A 15646-nucleotide genomic window follows, 5' to 3' on the forward strand; every position below is an offset into this window, starting at 1 on the left:
AGCAGGCGGAGCGCGGTGCCCGTCTGCTTTCTTTGTTATTCCATCCCTTGTTCTGTTTCTTTCAGCCGCTCTAGAACGCGCCGTTTTTTGTAAAGCATCATGCCTGTTTCGGTAATGTCGTTTAATGTCGAGCGATTGGCTGCGGCGCCAAAGACCATTCCGGCGACAGGCACCATTTGAAAAAGCTTTTTCCATCCAAATGTGTCGCGGTAGCCTAAAACGACTTCACGCCAGCCTTGGATTTGAGAAGCGACATTTTTATATGTACGATCTTGATCGTAGTCTTTTAATTCCTGCAAAATCGACTTTTTGCCGACAACATCAGCCGATGTCAGCTGCAAACATTTTACGATGAAGACCCGCTCTTTTTTCTCCTTTGGATCATAGCCGTAAGCAACCGCGATATCCTGCAGCGTTTTTAGCGACAGGCCAAGCACGGCCGGAATATCAGCCGCCAGCGTAAACACGCCGCCCACACCCGTGGTCGCGCCTTGAACAGTTGCAGCGTTGATTCTGTTTTTGCCCATCCCTTCCGCAATTTCATCCATGACAGAAAGAGGCGCTTTTTGTACATCTTCGAGTGATTCGAAGATCTCCTCCGGCAGTTTCTTTTGAAACATGTTGATTATTTGTTTTTCAGAAGTCAGGTATTGCCCTCCTGTTTGAACAAAGCTGCCGACCTCATCCAAGAGCTTGCCGATTTTTTTCTGGATGAATTCCGGCGTCAGCTTGTCCAGCAGCTGAAACGGGAGACGGCTGAGCTTTTCCCAAAACCAGACTTTTTGCTGATCTCTTTCCCATTTCTCTATTTCTTTTAACTGCTGCTGTAAGTCTTCTTTTCGTTCTGTTATCACCCAACTCGCACTTCCCTTCCGAATTCTACTATATAGTATACCTTCATTTTCTCAGAAACGTTTTTATTTTTCGCCTGCGGGTACCATTTTTATAAAAAGAAAAGGAGTGATGGACATGCCTTGGTCGATGAAGGATTATCCAGCTTCATTAAAAAATCTCGAAAAGCCGGTGAAGAAGAAAGCGATTGACATTGCGAATGCGATGATTGATGAGGGCTATGAGGAAGGACGCGCGATTCCGATTGCGACAAGCAAAGCAAAGGAATGGGCGGAAAATGCCTCTAAAGAAGAAATTGATGATTTCCTCAAGCACGATGATGAGACAGAACGCGATAAAGATTCAATCAGAAGCAACGGTCCTGAGCTCATGGATAAAGCAGAGCATGTCATCAAGCATAAAGACGGCTGGGCGGTCAAAGCCGAGGATGCCAAACGTGTGTCTGAGATCAAGGATACAAAGAAAGAAGCCATTGAAAGGGCAAAGGAGATCGCAGCGAATAAAGGCACTGATGTCATTGTTCATTTGGCTGACGGCAGCGTACAGCGAAAGATCAAAACAGGATCGTCATAAAGCAATATGCTTTTCCGTGTTTCGGATTTGGCAGGATCGGTTATTGATCAGTAAATCATTTATGAGAGGTGAGCATAATGCTTAGCTTTTTGGTTTCATTAGTCGTAGCTATCGTCATCGGATTAATCGGTAGCGCCATCGTGGGAAATCGGATGCCGGGAGGAATTTTCGGCTCTATGATTGCCGGTCTGATCGGCGCATGGATCGGACACGGGCTCCTTGGCACTTGGGGACCTAGCCTCGGCGGCTTTGCTATTTTCCCGGCAATCATTGGGGCCGCCATCTTCGTATTCTTGCTGAGCCTCGTATTCCGCGGACTGCGGAAAGAAGCTTAAACCTATTTAATACAGGGGGCATCGTTTCGAACTGAAACGATGTCTTTTTATTTATGGGACCTTATCCGAATTCCTACATATCATGTTACATAACAGGGGAAAATTTGAGAGTGTATTTTAAACATCTTCGGTTGACAAGAAACCCGGATGGTCATATGATGTAGATAAAATAATTTGGTTTAAGGAAACTCTTTGTTGTATGGCAAAAACAATCAGAATTCAGGTGAGACATGATGAACAAGGACATCACAGCACAATCTCCCCGTTCCAAAGCAGTCCAAGATGCGCTTGACGGGAAAAGCAGAGGATTCAGAGGACTGCTCCCATTTCTGGGCCCTGCGTTTATAGCAGCCATCGCCTATATTGATCCCGGCAACTTCGCAACGAATATATCGGCGGGTTCTAAATACGGATATATGCTGCTATGGGTGATTTTATTTTCTAATATCATGGCGCTTTTAATCCAATCACTTTCCGCCAAACTCGGTATTGCGACAGGCAAAAATCTGCCTGAGGTTGCCCGCGAAGAATTCCCGAAGCCTGTCTCCATCGGATTATGGATTCAGGGCGAGCTGGTCATTATTGCAACTGATCTGGCGGAATTTATCGGAGCGGCTCTGGGACTGTATTTGCTGTTCGGCATCCCGATGCTTGAAGCGTCAATTATAGCGGCGATCGGCTCTTTCGCGATATTGGAGCTTCAGCGCCGCGGTTATCGCTCACTTGAAGCCGGAATTGCCGGTATGCTGTTTGTAGTGGTAATCGCCTTTGCACTGCAGACCTTTTTCGCAAAGCCTGATGCCGCGTCAGTGATGAAGGGCCTTTTTGTTCCGGCGTTTCACGGCACTGACAGTGTGCTTCTCGCAGCGGGTATTCTCGGCGCAACCGTTATGCCGCACGCCATTTATTTACACTCTGCCCTTACACAGCGGCGGGTGGTCGGCAAAACGGATGCGGAACGGAAAAAAATCTTCAGATTCGAATTTATTGATATTTTAATAGCGATGTTGATTGCAGGTGCTATTAATGCGAGTATGCTGATTGTGGCTGCCGCTCTATTTTTCAAAAACGGGCTGTTTGTCGAGGATCTTGACGTCGCATTTCAACAATTCGGGCAACTTGTCAGCCCTGTGTCAGCGGTTTTATTTGGGATCGGGCTGCTCGTTGCTGGACTATCCAGCTCGTCTGTCGGCACACTGTCAGGCGACGTGATCATGCAAGGATTTATCAACTACCGCATCCCGCTGTATGTACGGCGTTTTATCACGATCATTCCGCCGATCCTGATCATCGCGTCAGGCGTCAATCCGACGACCGCTCTCGTGCTGAGCCAGGTTGTACTCTCCTTCGGCATCGCGTTTGCCTTAATCCCGCTTATTATGTTTACAAGCAATAAACGGATTATGGGGCCGCTTATCAACGCCAAATGGGTCACAGTAGTGTCCTGGCTGATCGCTGTATTGATCGTCGCTTTGAATGTGTTTTTAATTATTGATACGTTCCGTTAGAAAAAAACCGGCTGTTTGAAGGCCGGTTTTTTTCTTGTTGTCCAAAGCTCGTTCATATCCTTTTTGACAGAAATTTGTTATGATAGAAGAAAAAATCGGAGTTTTGATAATGTCAGTATTTATTCTGTTTTATTTGTGGATTGTACCTATTGTAATCGGAATTTTATGTTCTGTTGCTGCCTATAAATCCAAGGGAAAAATGAGAGTCGCGCCCGGCATTGCCATGATCGTGCTCAGTATCATCTCCTTGATCACCGCGTTTACGGCCGGACACACGAATTTCCACGTGTTTATCGGCGGCATGTTTTTATTCGGCACCTTATTGGTTGGTTCTGCATTTCCGTTCTTTTTCGGGCTTAAGAAAAAAGAGAAATAGCTCGGTAAGGTTTGACAAGAATAAACATATGAAACATACAAGGACAAATGCATCTTTTTGCTGTGAAAAAAGATGCATTTGTCCTTTTTTTCGTTTGGAGGTTTGGAGTATGGCGATAATGAGGAAAGGCTTCTAAATCATTCCTGAACATATAACGATAATTTTTAGGCGTAAACATGTTATTCTCCTCTTACAAAAACCACATGTATTTCCAACGCAAAAAAACAGGGGCTTCTAAGGGCCCCTGTTTTTTAGAATAACCGTTTCAAACTTTTCTTCAGTGACGGCATTTCGATTTTTTGGTTTTCAAAGAAATTTTTCAGCATGTACTTGCTAAAGCCTTTTGCCTGTCCGTAGGTGATTTTGCCAGGCAGCGGCGGTTCATTTCCGATCATGACGTCCACAACGGTCGGCTGGTCAGAGTGCAGCGCCTCATGGAAAGCCGGCGCAAGCTCTTCCGCTTTGGTCACTTTGATGCCCTTTGCTCCGCAGCTTTCTGCAAATGCGGCATAGTCGACATTTTGAAGTTTTGTGACATAGTCGATATTGCCTTTGACCTGCTGCTCATATTCGATCATGCCAAGATTTTCGTTGTTTAAAATCACAACGGTGATCGGGAGCTTGTATTTGACTGCGGTCGGGAGATCCTGCATGACCATAGAAAAGCCCCCGTCACCGCAGACCGCGATCGCCTGTCGCTCCGGTTCGGCCAAGCTTGAGGCAATTGCTCCCGGCAGTCCGCAGCCCATTGTCGCAAGCCAGCTGGAAACAATGAAATCCTGGTTCGCGTTCATTTTGAAATGACGTGCCATCCAAACGGTAACAGTGCCGACATCTACAGAGAGCACTGCATCTTCGGCTGCCGCTTCCTGAAGGCGTGCCACGACCTGCTGGGGTTTAAGCGGTGTTGCCGCCTCTGTCTCATCTTTTTCAATTTCGTTCCACCAATGCTGCATATGTTCCGTGCAGGCATTCAGGAATCTTCTGTCTTCCTTCCGTTCAATATACTCTGTCAATTCACGCAGACCCAGAGCCGAATCACAAACAAGGCCTGCTGTCACCGGATAGCGCTTTCCGATTTTCGCCGGGTCTGAATCAAGCTGGATCGCCGGCGTGTCATCAGGCAAATAATCGCGGTACGGAAATGAAGTCCCGAGCATGATTAATAAATCACATTCCTCCATTGCCTCGTAAGCCGGCTTTGTGCCGATCTGCCCGAGGTTGCCGAGAAAATGCGGATGCTGATCGGGAACAACGCCTTTTGCCGGAAGCGTGACAACGATCGGGGCGGCCGCTTTGTCTGCAAACTCCAGCAGCTCGCGTTTCGCCTTTTTCATTCCCTGCCCCGCCAAAATAATTGGCTTCTTGGCGTTATTTATATATTGCGCACAAGTGACGAGCTGTTCTTTTTTCGGCTCAAGATTCCCTTCAATATAGACTGGTGAAGTGTACACTGGTTCTCGTTTGATTTTCTCCGCAAACAAATCATCTGACACGCTCAATACCGCGACGCCTTTTTTGCTGTAGGCGGTGCGAATCGCCTGATTCAAGAGATCCGGCAGCGATTCTGCGCTATGTACCTCCCTGTTGAAGACAGCCACGTCCTCAAACATTTGCTCAAGCTTGATCTCCTGAAAATAATCCCGTCCTACCTCGCCTGATGAGACCTGTCCTGCAATCGCCAGCACAGGGGCGCCGTCCGCTTTTGCATCATATAAACCATTTAATAAGTGAACCGCACCCGGCCCTGCGATCGACAGGCAGACGCCGATCTTGCCGGTGAGTTTTGCCTCAGCCGCGGCTGCCAGCGCTGCCACCTCTTCATGGCGGGTTTGAATGAATTCCAACTGATTTCTTTCGTGTCTTAATTCTTCAATAAATTCATTTATACTGTCTCCGGGGATGCCGTAAACATGATCAACTCCCCATTGCTCAAGCAGTTCTGCCATTGCTTGTCCTGCAGTTTTGTGTGCCATGACGTATCCTCCTTTTTCCTTTTTTCAATACCACAGGAGAAAGGCTTTAAAACCCGGAGACTTTATCGTTTGCTAAGTCTTCTTTTGAGCAGGTCAATCGCCGCAAGCATGCCGCAGTCCTTGAGAGTGACATTTACATCTCGAGCACCATTCATGAAATCTTTGATTTGCCTTTTTCGGTTTGGCACCATAAAAAGCGGCAAACGCTGCGGAGAAAACCACTTCAAACCTGCTGTCTCCATGCCGTTTGCAATTGCTCGTCCACCTGTTATGTTTCCCGGCAAACACATACTGTTCATCTTGAAACTTGGGTCTTTGATAGACACCAATTTTTGCTGAAAGCATTGCGTTGTACCCCGTTTCTTCCAATACCTCCCTGACTGCAGCTGCCTCTGCTGTTTCACTAAGATCAACCCTGCCGCCCGGCAGATCCCATAAAGGAACGTCTTTTCGTTTAACCAGCAGAATCTGATGCTTCTCGTTCGATAGAATGACAAATGCGCCTTGTGTATCCATTTTACTTCTCCTCTTTTTCCGCAAAAAAAGACCAAGGTGATCCCCTTGGTCCTAGATCTTTACTTTTTAAAATGATACGGCAGTGTGGCAACGATTATGTCCTTTTTCCAGAACAGCCGAACTCTGAGGAGGAAGGCTGATTGGTTGTGAAGGATGGTGTGCCAGCGTTTTTTCGTAATAAACTGCGGAAACAGCACCATGACGGAAAACTGCTCCTTCTTCGCTTTTGCTTCTACTGTTTCCAAAAACTTATCAAACGGATGGACAAGGCTTCTGTACGAGGAGTGAAGCGTAACGAGACGCACTCCGTTATTGAGCTCTTCCCAGCGCTTTTCGACTTTCTTTTCCTGTTCTCTGTCAAATGACACGTGAACGGCAATCACCTGATCGGACAATGACTTCGCGTATTGAATCGATTTTTGCACAACGGTGGTGACACCGGCTACAGGCACAATCACAACCGTGCCCTTGATTTCTTCCGGCTGTTTGTCTACGATGCGAAGCTGTTCGCCGACAGCGGTGTAATGATTTTTAATCGCAAAAAACAACAGAACGACGATAGGCATAAAGATTAAAACAGGCCATACAACATTAAACTTCGTCACAAACAGGATCGACAGAACCATAAACGATATCAAAGCGCCGCAAGAGTTGATCAGCATTTTTCCGATCCAGCCCTTTGGTTTTTGCTTGATCCATTTGATGCACATGCCGGTTTGCGAAAGCGTAAATGGAATAAATACGCCGACAGCATATAACGGAATTAAGTGCTCTGTCTGTCCGCCGAATAACAGGATGAGCACAATGGAAGCAACGCCTAAAAAGATAATCCCATTTGAGAAGCCTAGGCGGTCGCCTCTGACTGTAAACATACGCGGCATATATTGGTCTCTCGCCAGGTTGAAGGCAAGCTGCGGGAAGGCTGAAAATCCCGTGTTTGCCGCAAGAATCAAAATAAGCGATGTGACACCTTGGATGACATAGTAGAACACATTCCGCCCAAAGGTTTCGGACGCAATTTGTGAAACCACCGTTTCATCAGGCTTTGGCGCCGTTCCATATCCGTATGCCAACACTGTAATGCCGGCAAACAGAATGGCCAGCAAAATCCCCATCATTGCAAGCGTTCTTGCTGCATTTCGTGCAGGCGGGTTTTTGAATGCAGGAATCGCGTTAGAAATGGCCTCAACCCCGGTCAGCGCTGAGCAGCCAGATGAGAAAGCCTTCAGCAGTAAAAACAGCGTAATACCCGCTACCGGTGTGCCGAGCGGTGTATGATGGACTGGCTGGTCAATTTGCCCCGTCATGAGTTTAAACAACCCGACTGCAATGAGCACCAAAAGCGCCACCACAAACAGGTAAACCGGATAGGCAAGAATTGATGCCGATTCCGAGAGTCCGCGCAGGTTCAAAATCATAATGACTAACACCAGAAAAACAGCGATCGGCACATGGTAATCATGCAATGCAGGAAAGGCTGACGTGATGGCGTCGGTACCTGCGGAAATACTGACTGCTACTGTTAAAATATAATCGACAAGCAGTGAGCCGCCTGCGATCAATCCCGGCTTTTCACCGAGGTTTTCTCTTGAAACGACATACGCCCCGCCGCCCTGCGGGTAAGCGTAAATAATCTGCCTGTATGAAAGAATCAGTGCGAGCAGCAATATGAGAACGCCAACCGCAATCGGAATAGAGTACCAAAATGCGGCAGCACTGATTGTTGCCAAAATGATCAAAATTTGTTCTGTCCCGTATGCAACAGATGACAGCGCATCTGAGGAAAGCATTGCCAAGGCTTTTAATTTCGTCAGCTTTTGCTCTCCAGCTGCTTGAGATTTTAATGGTTTCCCAATCAAAAAACGTTTGATTGAATGATACATCGATGTCTTCCCCTTTTTATTACTCATTTTTCAATGAAAACAATAAACCATCAGCATCCTGCTCTCACATTTTGCAATAGTCCTTTCTGCTATGATGTCTCTGTATGCGATTTACATTCAAAAAAATGAACGGCAAAAAACACAGAGGCAAACGGATGCCCCTGTGCCATTACATCGAACACAGGTTTCATTCATCTCCTCTCACGAACGCTTACGAGGTTAGCTGACGGATTCGGGCATATGAGAGTTAGCCCTACCTAAAAAGGATTCACCCCAACGGCAAAAAAGCCGTTCTGATTGGGTCCCCCGCTCTGATTTCAGATTAAGCGATTTGTTTTATAAAAGAGATCATACTCCCGTTCTCGCACGTTGTAAAGGGGCTTTCGGCTGGACGAGAAAAAATAAAATGACAGGTTCCACAAATGGAATTTACATACCAAAAACAAAAAAACAGAGGCTAGATTGCCTCTGTTTTATTCTGTATCTGTCTTTCTTTTTCTGCGTCTTATTACGGCAATCCAAATGAACACTGCCGCAACCACCATAATGAGGGCCAGCACACCAATATACATCCATTTCTGGTTATGATCCTGGGATGGCTGTTCTGCGCTGGAACTGTTTGCTTCTGATTTGAGCTGCTGGTGGTTTGTAAACACCTGCTGGCTATTTGTTTCATTCACGACGGTTGATGAGTCATCGGTGCTGTTCAAATAATTAATGATTTCTTTCGTGACGGCCGTGCCATTTCCTGCTGACGGTGCAAAGACGGCCATTGTGTAGCCTGAATCCCAAATAGATGCTTGGGTAAATGCTACTTGTTTTGTCGTCTCATTCAGCATCTCAAACCCTGATACATCAAACGAACCGTTCTTCGCTTGCGGCACAAGCAGATCTGATGATTTCTCCTTTAGAAGAGGAAATTGATTGATGCCCCCTATGAAAATGAGGTTCCGCCCCTTGGCATCATTTGCTGTTACGTCAGATGATTTCTTTATCGTATATGAATGCTGTGCTTCGCTGCCAAAGGACTCTGTTACGAGAGAAAGCTCCTTAAGCTTCGATTGGCTTACGTTATCAGGAAGCAGAATCAGCGTTGTCTGTTCCTGATGTCCGGCGTAAGGAAGCGGCCACTCTTGAAAATCTGCTGACGGAGACATGCCTTTGATGGCGTATGATAATGTACTGTTTTTATCGATAAAAACCCACTTTTCTTCATCAGTCGTATTGCAAGGGTTGTTTTCCTTTAAACCGGTCGTGACAAACTGAATATCAATGTAGCGGTTTTTTTGCAACAGCTTAGGGTCCACTTTCACTGTGACATGATAGAATCCGTTTTTATCTTCTTTTCCTAATTCATCAAGCCGGACCGAGTGCGGCTGGCCGTTGATCATCACTTTCAGTTCTGCAGCCTGAGAGGCTGACTCGTTTTCAGCCGTTGAGGCTTGAATCGTTTCGGACTTCTTTAGTTTAAGCGACAGCTTCGCTGATTGTTTTTGATCTAAAACCGCCGATGCAGGGTAAAAGTAATGGGCGGAAGATGTTTTGTCAGCTCCAATTGTGATGTCATCCGCTCCAAAATTTTCGAGAGTCAGCTTATTGCTTTCCTTTTTATCAGCCTGCTGAAGTTTGCTGATAGAGAGTGTATCGCCGCTGAGCTGGCCTGTGTAAGCTTGATCCGTAATGACGCTGATTTTTTCAGTGAGAACGTCAGCGGACGCCGCTTGCGCAAACAGAACCGGCTGCTGTTTTCCCCCTGCTTTCAGCACCCGCTCCGCAAGCAGAAGGTTTTCTCCTTTTGCCTGTAAGCCGGCCTGTTTCATCAGCTTTTTCACCTTGCTGTTCCAATGCTTGTCCACCCCGATGAAAATCGTCGGCTTGTCGATTTTTTTCAGTTCAGATTCCGTGAGATACGAAATGCTGACACTGCTGTCCACGGTTTTTAAATACCCCTCTGTTTTCACTGCGGCTTCAATTTCCGCCGAACTTGGGTCATCTGGTATGACAATAGCGGTTTTTTCCGCTGTATTTCCCGATTGGGCGAAAGGATACGGATAATGGTCCAGCGATGTTCCTTTCGCTTCACTGCTGTCTGCCAGCGTCAGGCGGCTGTCCGGATAAATTTTGATCCAGTTGCCGGACGTATCCTGTCTGACGCACACGCCCTCTTTCATCACGCCGTAAAATTTCAGCGATACATTGTGATAGCCTTGAGATGACTGGCTTTTATTCAGGTCCAGCTTCACTGTTTTCCGTTTGGCATCGCCATCAAGCTTTAAGGTTTTGACCGGTTCATCGTCAATGACAGCCGTTAATGATGATGGAGAAATTAAAAGATTTGATGCCTCGTACTCAATCACCAATTGCTGATTGCCTGAAGAAGCGCCTGCCGGGATTTGATACGTCAGCTCTGCGCTGTCTTTTGAGCCGTACAATGTAATCAGGTCGCTTGTCAGCACCTGCTGTTTGGCTTGTTCTTGGCTGCTTTTTCCAAGAAGCGCGCCGCTGACCTGCACCTCTTTGGCAAAAGCCGTTTGTCCGGCCATCGCCAGCAGCATGAAGCTTGTAAGAAAAATCATTATTTGTTTCAAAAAGGTCACCCGCTCTTATGTTGATTGTATCGTTCTGTTTTGTACCATTTAACCTCCTGCTTGAATAAACGGTGCTTGATTTCTACGAATAAAGAATAGATGACAAGCACAATCCAGGCCTGCGAGTATGTGAAGTACATGAGAAATACGATAAAAAAGTTTTGCTTGTTCATTTCTGTTTTTTCAATGCTCAACGTAATCATGACCTCCGTCATAAATAAGAAAAACGCCAAAATCCAGAGAATCATTGCCAAAAATCCAATCGACAATTTTAAATCATAAAACAGATTGACGACAAAAATCGTATTTGACATGATCACGCCAAAGAAAAATAAGAAGTACGTAAAGAAAAAATAAAACAAATCAAAGATAATCCGTTTTCGTTTCAGCTTGAAAAACTGCGCCAAAAATTTGAGCACGACATATTGATTCCCGCGCGCCCATCTGGTGCGCTGGCGCCACCACACCTTCCATGTTTCCGGCTCCTGCTCCCACGTGATGGCGGCCGGGAAAAAGCGGATGTGATAGCCGAGATTATACACCCGGATGGTCAGCTCGGTATCCTCAGCGAGCGCTTTGTCATCCCAGCCCCCGAGCTTTTCGATAATGCTTCTGCGGATCGCGAAGTTGGTGCCTGGGATCGTGGCGATTTTGAACCACTTCCATCTGCCTCCCTGGGCCATCCACTGAAAACAGATCGTTTCGATATTAATAAACCTCGTCAGCAATGTTTTTGCTGCATTGATGACGCGGAATTTCCCTACCACGGCGCCTGCCTTTTCGTCATTCATCAGGCCGAGCACGAGATAATACACGGCCATTTTCTCAGGCGTGTTGTCGGCGTCATATACACAGATCACATCGCCGTTCGATTCGGCAAAACCGGAGTTCAGTGCAGAGGATTTGCCTTTTCCTGCATTTGGCGGCTTCGTAATCACCATTTTGATGAAATCGTATTTCTCGGAAAATTCATTGACGATATCACCCGTCCGATCAGATGAATTATCATTAACGACGATAATCTCCAGCCGGTCCTTCGGATAATAAAGGTTGACCATTGCCTTCAGCGTCTGCCGAATCACAACCTCTTCGTTATGCGCCGGGATGAGGACACTGACCTTTGGCAGCTCCTTCATGCTTTCTCTCCACTTCGGAATGTTCCGTTCAAAAGTCATATAGTGGCGGAACCCGCCCTGCATGAGAAACATGTGGTAGAGAAGCATGACCCATATTAAACTTAGCGAGATAAAGAACAGCGTATTACCCAAGGCTTCTTCTCTCCTTAAAAATTCGTTTTTTCAATGTGGCTCTCAAGTAAAACGTATAACTGACAAACATGACGACAAATAAGAGCACGACCGCGGAGAGAATCCATAACGCTTTTTCCAGAGGGGTTTGCCGATGATGATCGAAAAACTCGTCAATGGCGCTTACGCTGTTTTTCACCTGAATTGTTCCGTCACCGCTTGTGTGAATTTCCACTTTGTCTGTTTTAACGGTTTGGTTCGTTTTCTTTAAATCAAGCCATTCACTGTCCGGAATGCGCTCCATCTGATCAACCAGCTCCGGCAGATATTTCATCCCGAGATACGGATGATAAAATCCTCCGGCCACTCCACCTTCGAAATCAATCATCTGGGAGATGCGCTCCTCCATATCACCGAGCGGGTTTTGCTTGGATGCATCAACAAAGCCGATCGTTTCCGGATATAGCGTCATTCCGTGCAGCATCGAAGGGGCGGTTACATATGGAGGTGCACCGGAGGTTTTCCATGTTGTGCTGCTTAGCTGAACCTGGCCGAAAATGCTTGTAAAATACTGCGAAGAGATCTGATAGCCATATTCGGACATCGTGTAATGCGGCGCTTCAAATGCAAGCGGGTAGAGGCCCGATGATGTCAAATCCTCAATCGCGCGGGTCAATTTTTGCTTTGTATACGTTTCTTCCTTATCCCGAAATGGTTTCAGATAGCTGTTATAGGCTTGTTCGTTTGGAAAATCCTGTTCTTTTCCCAAAATGGATGGGGGGTCTTCGGCATTTCCGGATGTAATCGGCTGATCCGCCTTTGCATCCCAAAATTCAAAGCCCTCTCCTGTTTCACTGTAGCGATAGGCGTGTGTATAACCGTGAACAATGATACTGCCGCCCATGCTTTGGAGCTTTTTCAACACTTTGACCATCTTCGGTTTATCAGACAAATACACTTTATCGCCTGTTTCCGGATTCAAGTAAACCGGAATCACTGCCAGGATAAAAGGAACATGCCTCTTATGCAGATATGTCCCGGCTTGAAGCAGCAATGTTTCATCAGACATCGGGCTGATATCCTCGAGACGCAAATACAATAGCGTCGTCCCCGCCTTCTCTCCGAAAGCTTCTCTGAGCTGTTTTGCCACGATCAAATTGTCATTTAACAAATTCGTTAATCCAATATACATATTGTCTTTTTTTGTTTTCCATATAAAAGAATGCGTTTTGCCGTCATCGGCTTTGAAGGTATAAAGCGCCTTTCCTTTGAGGCCTGATACGCTCAGCACGTTAAGCCCGCTCTCCAGTGACACATCGGCCTTTTCCGACCTGCTGTGAACTTGAAACACATTTTCTTTGCGGGCTAATGAAAGCCCGGAAAATTGACTGATTTGTTCTGCATTATAGCCGATGGCAACAACTGGTTCCTTTACGCTGCCGATAAGAGACACCAGTTTTTTGCTGAGCTTTCGTTTTGTTTGGCCGTAATACATCACATGGTCTTTGCCTTTGAAATCAGACGCTTCAACATCTAAATCATTTTTGACTGTCACATGGGATGTGAAGTGGCCCGCAAGCAAATCGAGCATTTTGACTTGAGACGACTCTTTGCCGTCCAAGGTTGAATAGATAATGAGGATGCCAGCATCCTGCTCCTTCGCTTGTGCAGAAACGGGAAAAGACGCAATCGCTGAAATCAGAAGCATTGTGACGCAGAGCAGCGTGATAGCTTTATAGTTCATTCATCATCATCTCGTTTTCAAGTTCTTCTAAAAATTGATTAGCTGTTTTGATATCGTTGCGGTAAGGCAAGTAGCAGACATGGAACGTGAGCGACACATACTTTCCATTTTCCAGCTGATACGTGTCTAATTCTTTTTTCAGCTTTGTCAGGACGGCCGGCATATGTTCAGCGGGCGTGTGCGTCAGCACGATTCCGATACGCTCGTCAGAAGGGCGGAATTTCTTATCCGTTTCCCTGACGCTTGACCTGATTTGCCTGCTGACATATTGGAAGAGACGTTCGGTTTCTTTTTCACCGTATAAAGACTTAAACTCTTTGAAATAATGCATATGCAGCAGCAAAAACACGAAAGAATTGCCGTAGCGCTCCGCCCGCTTGATCTCTTCTGAAAGTTCCAGCTTCATCCTCTGCTTGTTATCAAATCCGGTCACTCTGTCCACAGCGACAAAGCTTTTGATTTCGGATTGAAGCCGCGTCACTGAGCGCCGAAGCTCTGCTGCAATATCATGGATTCTTCCTGCGATAAAAGAAAACAGCAAAAGTGCGATTCCCCACACGACAAGCATTTGCAGCCCTTCCTCAGCCGGAAACAGCGCACCCTGTCCGGTCTGGAAAAACATCATGAGCGTGCCGAGAACAAAGAGTACGATTAAAGTCACTGCCAGCGCGTAAATCGGGCCGAACCATATGCCTGCAGCGATGACGACAAACGTGATACAAAGCACCAGAGCGCCCTCCGATTGCTGCGACGACACATAATAAATAAACAGAGACAGGGCTGCAACGAGCCCTGAAAAATAAGCAAATAATTTTTGTGATTCATTGAATGATATTTTCATTAAAAAGCTTCCTTTCGGCTAACAGCGGCAGCAAATTGTCAAAAGAATGCGTCTGGGTGCCGCTCATATAGCCTCCATAATACGATTTCACCGGATCAAGAATTTCAAAGTCATTCATTCTGTCATATATGGCTTTGATGACAGAGCTGTCATCATGCTGTTTCGTTAAAAATAACACGGCTAATGCATATACAGATGGCGACTCATATTGGACGGCAGGCTCCTTCGTATCCGCCGAATACCGTCCGTACAGCTTTCCGTTTGCCTGAAATTCCTGCTTGATCCAGTCTGCTAATACAGCGGCTTTTTCATTCCCTTCCGGCAAATGCCAAGCAGCGTACAGCTGATCAATCAGGTTGATTTCACTGTCGTATGTGTATGTTTTCGTGTCTGAGCTGTATGTCTTCGGCAGAAAGCCATTTTGTAAAGGAGCTGAATAGAGAACATTGGCATTCCGCTGTTCCGTTTCTTCGTCTATGATTCCATTCTTCTTTAAGACAGCTAACGCTTCAGGCATGACGTATGACAGCGTCACATCCTTTGAAACGGCCTGTGAGTCATAAAAGTCTGTAAATAACCCGTTGTTCATATTGTATGTCTTCAAAGCCGTGCCGATATCCCGGGCTGTTTGCGCATAGTCACTGCGGCCCCATTTTGCGCCGGCTTGGTCAAGAGACAGCATAATTCTCATATCATCTATCAGCGCATTTGTCCTGCTCGCCTGGCCATTTTGAATCTTCCACGTCACCAAGTGATTGCTCAGCAGAAATGAATCAGTCAAATGCTGGTATTGCTCCTGAAAATGCGGGGCATCATTTTTGCTGACAAGAAACGCCATCCACAGGCCGAGAGATTCCGATAAATACGAAGGCTGGTCTGACAAATCAGTTTTGATCAGCCCTTGGCCATTCATTAGATTGTGATAGATGAAATGCTCTGCCGGCTGGAGCGGGCTGGCGTTCACTTCTGCCGCCGACTGATGTTGGATCTCATTTCCAGCTTCAACACACCCTGCAGAAAGTCCGATAGATAAGAAGAATAAGATGACAGCGATTAACACTTGCCTCACAGGCAAATCCCCCTTTGTCGCCTGAAGCGAATCAGACGCTCACAAATAGTTATAGACGAAAATATGACTGCCATGTTACAAATTACATTTACTATAAAAGAAAAAAATGCAGATTGCTAGCTTTTTTTCCTTTTTGAA

General features: G+C 46.2%; 12 protein-coding genes, 1 pseudogene and 1 riboswitch. Of the genes and pseudogenes, 4 read left to right on the top strand and 9 right to left on the bottom strand.

Features of this window, described 5'->3' with window-relative positions:
- Positions 1 to 35: 35 nt before the first annotated feature.
- A complete protein-coding gene (locus MOC09_RS17675) occupies positions 36 to 854 on the bottom strand; it encodes an EcsC family protein (protein ID WP_268359174.1) in 819 nt (272 codons plus the stop codon).
- A gap of 115 nt (positions 855 to 969) precedes the next feature.
- Here MOC09_RS17675 and MOC09_RS17680 point away from each other — a divergent pair, with 115 nt between their 5' ends.
- The 4 genes from MOC09_RS17680 to MOC09_RS17695 all read left to right on the top strand — a co-directional run bounded on the left by MOC09_RS17680 (position 970) and on the right by MOC09_RS17695 (position 3644).
- On the top strand, positions 970 to 1425 hold the full coding sequence (locus MOC09_RS17680) for a DUF2188 domain-containing protein (RefSeq protein WP_268359175.1): 456 nt from the start codon (positions 970 to 972) through the stop codon (positions 1423 to 1425).
- Positions 1426 to 1502: 77 nt separating this feature from the next.
- Positions 1503 to 1760 carry a GlsB/YeaQ/YmgE family stress response membrane protein gene (locus MOC09_RS17685; RefSeq protein WP_268359176.1) on the top strand — a complete coding sequence of 86 codons (258 nt, stop codon included), beginning with the start codon at positions 1503 to 1505 and terminating at the stop codon, positions 1758 to 1760.
- Between the two features lie 230 nt (positions 1761 to 1990).
- Positions 1991 to 3268, top strand: coding sequence for an Nramp family divalent metal transporter (locus MOC09_RS17690; RefSeq protein WP_268359177.1), 1278 nt, complete (start codon positions 1991 to 1993; stop codon positions 3266 to 3268).
- Between the two features lie 109 nt (positions 3269 to 3377).
- Complete coding sequence (locus tag MOC09_RS17695) at positions 3378 to 3644, top strand: hypothetical protein (protein WP_024714475.1); 267 nt, start codon at positions 3378 to 3380, stop codon at positions 3642 to 3644.
- A gap of 251 nt (positions 3645 to 3895) precedes the next feature.
- Here MOC09_RS17695 and MOC09_RS17700 read toward each other — a convergent pair whose 3' ends face one another.
- The 8 genes and pseudogenes from MOC09_RS17700 to MOC09_RS17735 all read right to left on the bottom strand — a co-directional run bounded on the left by MOC09_RS17700 (position 3896) and on the right by MOC09_RS17735 (position 15508).
- Positions 3896 to 5620 carry a pyruvate oxidase gene (locus MOC09_RS17700; protein ID WP_268371331.1) on the bottom strand — a complete coding sequence of 575 codons (1725 nt, stop codon included), beginning with the start codon at positions 5618 to 5620 and terminating at the stop codon, positions 3896 to 3898.
- A 62-nt stretch (positions 5621 to 5682) separates the two neighbouring features.
- Positions 5683 to 6136: pseudogene (locus MOC09_RS17705) on the bottom strand (NUDIX hydrolase).
- Between the two features lie 59 nt (positions 6137 to 6195).
- Positions 6196 to 8019, bottom strand: coding sequence for a potassium transporter KimA (kimA, locus tag MOC09_RS17710; protein ID WP_268367130.1), 1824 nt, complete (start codon positions 8017 to 8019; stop codon positions 6196 to 6198).
- A 193-nt stretch (positions 8020 to 8212) separates the two neighbouring features.
- Positions 8213 to 8358, bottom strand: a riboswitch (cyclic di-AMP (ydaO/yuaA leader).
- A 134-nt stretch (positions 8359 to 8492) separates the two neighbouring features.
- The gene (locus tag MOC09_RS17715) at positions 8493 to 10607 is read right to left on the bottom strand and encodes a cellulose biosynthesis cyclic di-GMP-binding regulatory protein BcsB (RefSeq protein WP_268371333.1); all 2115 of its coding nucleotides are present in this window, start codon (positions 10605 to 10607) and stop codon (positions 8493 to 8495) included.
- Between the two features lie 5 nt (positions 10608 to 10612).
- Positions 10613 to 11875, bottom strand: a complete 1263-nt coding sequence (locus MOC09_RS17720; RefSeq protein ID WP_268358313.1) for a glycosyltransferase family 2 protein — start codon at positions 11873 to 11875, stop codon at positions 10613 to 10615.
- Positions 11868 to 13577 (bottom strand): DUF2334 domain-containing protein, encoded by a 1710-nt coding sequence (locus MOC09_RS17725; RefSeq protein ID WP_268371349.1) that lies wholly within the window; start codon positions 13575 to 13577, stop codon positions 11868 to 11870. Before MOC09_RS17725 ends, MOC09_RS17720 begins: the two co-directional genes overlap by 8 nt.
- 10 nt (positions 13578 to 13587) lie before the next feature.
- A complete protein-coding gene (locus tag MOC09_RS17730; protein WP_268371335.1) occupies positions 13588 to 14439 on the bottom strand; it encodes a diguanylate cyclase domain-containing protein in 852 nt (283 codons plus the stop codon).
- A complete protein-coding gene (locus MOC09_RS17735; RefSeq protein WP_268371337.1) occupies positions 14420 to 15508 on the bottom strand; it encodes a glycosyl hydrolase family 8 in 1089 nt (362 codons plus the stop codon). Before MOC09_RS17735 ends, MOC09_RS17730 begins: the two co-directional genes overlap by 20 nt.
- Positions 15509 to 15646 lie beyond the last annotated feature (138 nt).

The organism is Bacillus sp. N12A5 (genome assembly GCF_026790125.1).
GTDB lineage: Bacteria > Bacillota > Bacilli > Bacillales > Bacillaceae > Bacillus.

What these genes read in the sequence shown, in the direction of transcription:
- MOC09_RS17690 (WP_268359177.1), top strand. Translation starts at nt 1,991, where the DNA reads ATGATGAACAAGGACATCACAGCACAATCTCCCCGTTCCAAAGCAGTC.
- MOC09_RS17680 (WP_268359175.1), top strand. Translation starts at nt 970, where the DNA reads ATGCCTTGGTCGATGAAGGATTATCCAGCTTCATTAAAAAATCTCGAA.
- kimA (WP_268367130.1), bottom strand. Translation starts at nt 8,019, where the DNA reads ATGTATCATTCAATCAAACGTTTTTTGATTGGGAAACCATTAAAATCT.
- MOC09_RS17685 (WP_268359176.1), top strand. Translation starts at nt 1,503, where the DNA reads ATGCTTAGCTTTTTGGTTTCATTAGTCGTAGCTATCGTCATCGGATTA.
- MOC09_RS17730 (WP_268371335.1), bottom strand. Translation starts at nt 14,439, where the DNA reads ATGAAAATATCATTCAATGAATCACAAAAATTATTTGCTTATTTTTCA.
- MOC09_RS17700 (WP_268371331.1), bottom strand. Translation starts at nt 5,620, where the DNA reads ATGGCACACAAAACTGCAGGACAAGCAATGGCAGAACTGCTTGAGCAA.
- MOC09_RS17695 (WP_024714475.1), top strand. Translation starts at nt 3,378, where the DNA reads ATGTCAGTATTTATTCTGTTTTATTTGTGGATTGTACCTATTGTAATC.